Annotated in this window: 4 protein-coding genes; all 4 read left to right on the top strand. The window is 67.4% G+C overall.

The window, feature by feature from the left end; all coding sequences use genetic code 11:
- The first annotated feature begins 15 nt into the window (after positions 1-15).
- The 4 genes from WCJ52_RS10860 to WCJ52_RS10875 all read left to right on the top strand — a co-directional run bounded on the left by WCJ52_RS10860 (position 16) and on the right by WCJ52_RS10875 (position 6,107).
- Positions 16-927, top strand: coding sequence for an NAD(P)H-quinone oxidoreductase (locus WCJ52_RS10860; protein ID WP_336903329.1), 912 nt, complete (start codon positions 16-18; stop codon positions 925-927).
- Between the two features lie 129 nt (positions 928-1,056).
- Positions 1,057-3,732 carry a TonB-dependent receptor gene (locus WCJ52_RS10865; RefSeq protein WP_336903326.1) on the top strand — a complete coding sequence of 892 codons (2,676 nt, stop codon included), beginning with the start codon at positions 1,057-1,059 and terminating at the stop codon, positions 3,730-3,732.
- A 207-nt stretch (positions 3,733-3,939) separates the two neighbouring features.
- Positions 3,940-5,397, top strand: coding sequence for an MFS transporter (locus WCJ52_RS10870; RefSeq protein WP_336903327.1), 1,458 nt, complete (start codon positions 3,940-3,942; stop codon positions 5,395-5,397).
- Positions 5,394-6,107: an enoyl-CoA hydratase/isomerase family protein gene (locus WCJ52_RS10875; RefSeq protein WP_336903328.1), complete on the top strand. Its 714-nt coding sequence runs from the start codon at positions 5,394-5,396 to the stop codon at positions 6,105-6,107. Before WCJ52_RS10870 ends, WCJ52_RS10875 begins: the two co-directional genes overlap by 4 nt.
- Positions 6,108-6,127 lie beyond the last annotated feature (20 nt).

Genomic DNA, 6,127 nt, shown 5'->3' on the forward strand with positions numbered 1-6,127 from the left:
GTATCCGCCCATGCGCTGCAGAAGGTCGGGCCGGTTCCCCGGGACGGGGAGATCCTCATCCGCGTGGCGGCCGCGGGCGTGAACCGGCCCGACCTTCTGCAGCGCATGGGCGGATACCCGCCGCCGCCCGGATCCCCGGACACCCTGGGCCTGGAAGTCGCGGGCGAGGTCGTTCAGGGCGCGGGTCGCTGGGGTGCGGGCGACCGGGTCTGTGCCCTGCTCGGCGGCGGCGGATACGCCGAGTACGCCACGGTGGACGCCCGCCACGCCCTGCCGGTCCCCGCCGGGCTCACCCTGGTCGAGGCGGCCGGCCTGCCCGAGACGATCTTCACGGTCTGGGCCAATGTCTTCGAGCACGGTGCCCTTAAGGCTGGCGAGACCCTGCTGGTCCACGGGGCGACCTCGGGTATCGGCGTCACCGCCATCCAGATGGCCAGGGCCGCCGGCGCCCGGGTGATCGCCACCGCCCGGGGGGCGGTCAAGGCGGCCCGCGCCCGGGAGCTGGGTGCCGACATCGCCATCGACGCCACCGCCGAAGACTTCGGCGAGCGGGTCAAGGCCGAGGGCGGAGCCGACGTGGTGCTCGACATGGTGGGGGGCGACTATTTCGGGCGCGAGCTCGACGCCCTCAGGACCGGAGGACGGATCGTCTTCATCGCCTCCCTGGGCGGCGCCGAGGTTGCACTGCCCATCTTCAGGCTGATGCAGAAGCGGGCCGTCGTGACCGGCTCGACCCTTCGCCCCCGGGCACCTGACGAGAAGGCCCGGCTGGCCGCGGCGGTCGAATCGGTCGTCTGGCCCTGGATCATCGACGGCCGGTTCCGGCCCGTGATCGACCGGATATTCCCCCTGGAACAGGCCGGCGAAGCCCATGCCGCCCTCGAGGCCGGCGACCACGTGGGCAAGATCGTCCTGACCTGCGACTAATCCGCCTCACCTCCCGTCCAAAAATCCGTCCAAGGCGAAATCAGGCTTGACGACGGAGAGGCGCTTCAAGAAAAAACGTCCAATAACGAAAACAGGCGGTCCGCCTTCCGGGCCGTAGGGGAGAGAACAATGAATTCTAGGTTTTTCCTGCTCGCGTCGACTGCACTCGTCGCATCCACCCTCGCGACCGCCGCTGCGGCGCAGAACAACAACACCATCGAGGAACTGGTGATCACCGCCGAAAAGCGGGAACAGAGCCTCCAGGACGTGCCCGTGGCCGTCACAGCCTTCACATCCGAGCGTCGCGACCTGATCGGTATCAACACCGTCGCCGACATCACGAACTTCACGCCTGGCCTGCAGTACTCCAGCCAGCTCGACCGGATCAGCCTGCGCGGCGTCGGTCGTCTGACCAACGTGCACGGCGCTGACGGCGCTGTCGCCATCTACTCGGACGGCATCTACACCTCCTCGACGGTCGAGGCCGGCAAGACCCCCCTGTTCGTGGACCGCACCGAAGTGCTGCGCGGACCGCAGGGTACCCTCTACGGCCGGAACTCCATCGGCGGCGCGATCAACGTGCTGTCCAAGCGTCCGACCAAAGACTGGTACGCCGAGACCCGGGTCAACCTGGCCAACTACAATCACTACACCGTCGAGGGCGCACTCTCTGGCCCGACCGGCATCGAGGGTGTGACCTTCCGCCTCGCCGCCAACCGTGAAAAGCAGACCGAGGGCTGGATCGACAACATCGTCCCCGGCATGCCCGACGAAGGCAACATCATCGATACGATGATGATCGAGGGCCAGCTGAAGTTCGAGTTCAACGAGCGCTTTTCGGGCTGGGTCAAGCTGTCGACCATCAACTGGGACAATGGCGCCGGCGGCCCGGGTTCCCGCCAGACCTGGACCAAGTCCAGCACCTACCCGACCTATGAGCAGGGCAACGGGGCCATCGTCCTGAACCCCGGCTATGGCTGCTACGGCATCGCCACCAACGTCGTGAACGCCTCGCCCATGGGCTGCGTGAACCCGGCCGGCACGGATGCCCGGAAGATCGCCTCGACCGTCCCCTACAAGGTAGCCCTGCGCGACACCTACATCTTCGCCTCGGAGTTCACGTACAGCTTCGACGCCTTCGACGTGAAGTACGTGGGCGGTGGCACCCGCTACCACTACTACCTCGATGGCCCGACGCCGGTGGACTACACCGCGCCGATCACCTCCTACACCATCCCGGGCGGCCTGGTGATCAACCCGCGCTACGTCTTCAACTACCAGGAAGACGAGCGCTGGTTCTCCAACGAGCTGAACGTGTCGTCGAATGGCGACGGGGCCCTGCAGTGGCTTGTGGGTGCCTACCTGTACAAGGAGTCCTACGAGCAGCCGGTCTACACCACCATGGCTGATCAGCCCCAGGTGGCCGGACCCTTCGGCCTGCCGTCGACCTTCTGCGGCAAGACCAACAACGCCTGCGCGCCGAACCCGAACCGTCGCATCTACGACAACAACCCGCACCTGGACATCACCTCCAAGGCGGCGTTCGGCCAGATCGACTGGCAGTTCACCGAAACCTGGAAGCTGACGGTCGGCCTGCGCTATTCGGACGACCACAAGGAAGGCTTCGAAGATGTCCGCCTGCTCTGCTTCGCCGTGGCCTCCTGCTACGCCAAGCCCGAGCTGAACCCGGCCATCCCCGGCGGCGTCCCGGTGGTCGACCTGACCCAGACCCCCTCCGTGGTCAGCGCCCCGGCGGCGGGCACGCCCCTGCCGGCTGGCGTCAGCAGCTACACCAGCTATGACCCGGCCACGGGCATGGCGCACCGCACCTACGACCAGTCCTGGTCGGCCACCACGGGTACCCTAGGTATCCAGTGGGAGCCGGACTCCGACACCATGGCGTATGGCCGGTACAGCCGAGGCTACAAGGCTGGCGGCTTCCGCCTGGGCATCGACACCGTCCTGGGGGGCTCGCCCCAGACGGACGCCGAGTTCGCGGACTCCTTCGAGATCGGCCTGAAGAAGAACTTCTCGAACCTTCAGACCAACGTCGCCCTGTTCCACTACCAGTACGAAAATGCTCAGGTGCCGCTGACGGTGGCCTCCACCTCGGGCGGTCTCGCCCAGGCCCAGTCGATCTTCTACAACGTGCCTGAGGCCATCTCCCAGGGCTTCGAGCTGGAGACGATCTGGCAGCCGATCGACAACCTGCAGATCCTGTTCAACTACTCCTACCTGGACGCTCACGTCACCAAGGCCAACGGCGTTATTGATCCGGCCGACCCGGCCGCCCTGGACAAGGATGCCCGCCCCACGGTCACCACCGGAGCGACGGACATCTACACCCAAGGCCAGCCCAACGGTGGCTTCCAGCGGGGCCAGAACCTCGAAGGCAACCCCCTGCCGAACGCCCCCAAGAACAAGGTGGCGCTGAACGTGAACTACACCCTCGAAACCGAATCGATGGGCAGCTTCACGCCTTCGGTCAGCTACTCCTGGCGGGATGAACAGTACGGTGCCATCTTCCAGCGCGACTACTTCAAGTCGCCGTCGTGGGATCAGTGGGACGCGCGCGTCACCTGGGTCGTCCCGGGCGAAAAGCTGAAGGTCATCGTCTACGGCAAGAACCTGGCCGACACCCTTGGCTACGAAGGCGGCGCCGGCGCCGGCCGTCGGGCGGGCTCCATCTACCAGAACCCGCTGATTGGCCAGCCTCAGCTGAATGTCACCCAGGGCGTCACCAGCAGCTATCCGCTGACCCCGCCCCGGACCTTCGGCATCGAGCTCCAGTACAAGTTCTTCTGATCCGGAATTCCCGGCGGCGGTCCTCCGTCGCCTGGGCTTCCCTCGGCGGGGCGCATGGTGAAAACCGTGCGCCCCGTTTGCGTTTGGGGGTGCCTGCAGGGCCATCCCAGCTTGACAAAACTTTCCCCGCGTCATGCTCTGGTCATCGCGGGGGAAGGAACGGCCAGGCGCAGACCCGGTCGCGAACCCGCAGGGACGGGAGACGGTATGGCCGTTCAGGATGTCGAGGACGAAGCGCCTGCCCGGGGCTTCCGCAAGCCCCTCTCCTTCGGGACCAAGGCCTTCTATGGCGTCGGCTCTGTAGCCAACGGCGCCTATGGTGCCCTCGGCGGCCTGGCCATGTTCTTCTACAGCCAGGTGGTCGGGGTCCCGCCCCACATCGTCAGCCTGGCGATCTCCGCCGTCATCTTCATCGATGGGTTCTGGGACCCCCTGATCGGCCACGGGTCGGACCAGTTCCGCTCCCGGATCGGCCGGCGGCATCCCTTCCTCTACCTGGCCATGTTCCTGGTCCCGGTGGCCCTCTTCCTGCGCTGGCACCCCCCCGGTTGGGAGGCCTCCGCCATGTTCTGGTACATCCTCGGCACGGGCCTGTTCGTGAACCTGGCCTGGAGCCTCTACGAGATCCCGTCGGGGGCCCTGGCCCCGGAACTGGCGCCCGACTACCATGACCGGACGGTCCTCCTGGGCTATCGCTGGATGCTGGGCTCCCTCGGCACCGCCCTTGCGACCATTCTGATCTACGGCATCTTCCTGAGGAAGACTCCCGAGCACCCGGTCGGGCAGCTGAACGCCGACGGCTACGGGCCCCTGTCCATCGCCATTGTCCTGATCTTCCTGGCGGCGGGCCTGACCATGACCCTGGGCACCCAGAAGCAGGCCGCCGGCTTCCACCAGCGCGCGCCCGAGCCCGGCCGGACCTTTCGGGACGACTGGCGCGACGCCCTCGTCACCCTGACCAACCGAAACTTCCTGGTCGCCCTCTCCGCCCAGGTGATCGCCGGCCTGGCCTTCGGCATTGCCGCGGGCCTGGGCCTCTACTTCCAGACCTACCTCTGGGAGCTTAAGGCCCAGGACATCCTCATCCTGACATTGATGGGGCTACCGGGGCCGATCTTCGGAGGGATCCTGGCTCCGGGCCTCGCCCGGCGCTACGGCAAGAAAAAGGCGGCCATGGCCCTGTTCTTCATCAGCGTGGTCTTTGGCCATACGCCCATGTTCCTCAAGCTGATCGGAGTGCTTCAGCTGAACGGGACCCCGGCCCTGCTCTGGGTGCTCGCTGGCTTTACCTTCGTACAGGCGGTCAGCGCCATCGCCGGCTACATCCTGGCGTCCTCTATGATCGGCGACATTGTGGAAGAGGTGCAGGTCCGCACCGGGCGGCGCGCCGAGGGGCTCCTGACTACCGCCGACAGCCTGCCCAGCAAGATCGTCAACGCCATCGCCGCCCTTATCCCGGGCCTGATCCTTACCGCCGTAGCCTTTCCGACCAAGGCCCAACCCAGCGAGAGGACCATGGAGCTGATCACCCAGGTGGGCTGGCTCTACCTGCCGACCGTCATCGTGCTCCTGCTGGCCTCCATCTCCACCTGGTCCTTCTACCGTTTGGATGAGGCGGGCCACGCCCGCAACCTCGAGGCCCTGGAAAGAGACGCGCCACAGTGACCGACGCGCCGGTCCTGACCGCCCTCCACGAGGGCTGGGGCGAGCTTGTCCTCAACCGACCGGATCGGCGCAACGCCCTGGCGCCCCGGTCCGCCGCCGCCCTGCGGGAAGGCCTGGCCGCACTCCTTGCCGGTGGGGCGCGGGTTATCCTGCTGCGCGGCGAGGGCGGGACCTTCTGCTCCGGCCTGGATGTCGACCTCTTTCGGGGTGGCGCAGGCTGGGCGGCGGACTGGACGGGCTTTCACCGGGATCTCTACGCCTGCCCCGCCCTGATCATCTGCGCCCTTGAGCGCTACGCCATCAATGCTGGCGCCGCCCTCGCCCTGGCCTCGGACCTGATGGTGGCCGGCGAGGACGCGGTGCTGACGGTGGGGGAGGCGGCCATCGGCATGCACGCCCCCATGAACCTGGCCTGGCTGAGGCTGAGGGCCCCGGAGTCCGTGGCCGCCCAGCTCGCCCTCGGCGCCGGGCGGATGCGCGGAAGCGACCTCCACCGGCTGGGCCTCGCCTGGGCCCTGGTCCCCGACGCCGGGGTCCTCGACCACGCCCGTGAGGCTGCAGGGCGGATGGCGGCCTGGCCGGCGGGAACCCTGGCGGGCATCAAGGCCGCCCTGCGCCGACCCCTGCCAGAGGGAGGCGATGTCTTCGACGCCGTCCAGGCCCGTCCGGGAGCGCTGGGCGCATCGCCTTCCCGGGTCGCCCGCCCCTAGATCCGGGCCCGCCCCTATAG

It is taken from the genome of Phenylobacterium sp. (assembly GCF_037138395.1).
GTDB lineage: Bacteria > Pseudomonadota > Alphaproteobacteria > Caulobacterales > Caulobacteraceae > Phenylobacterium.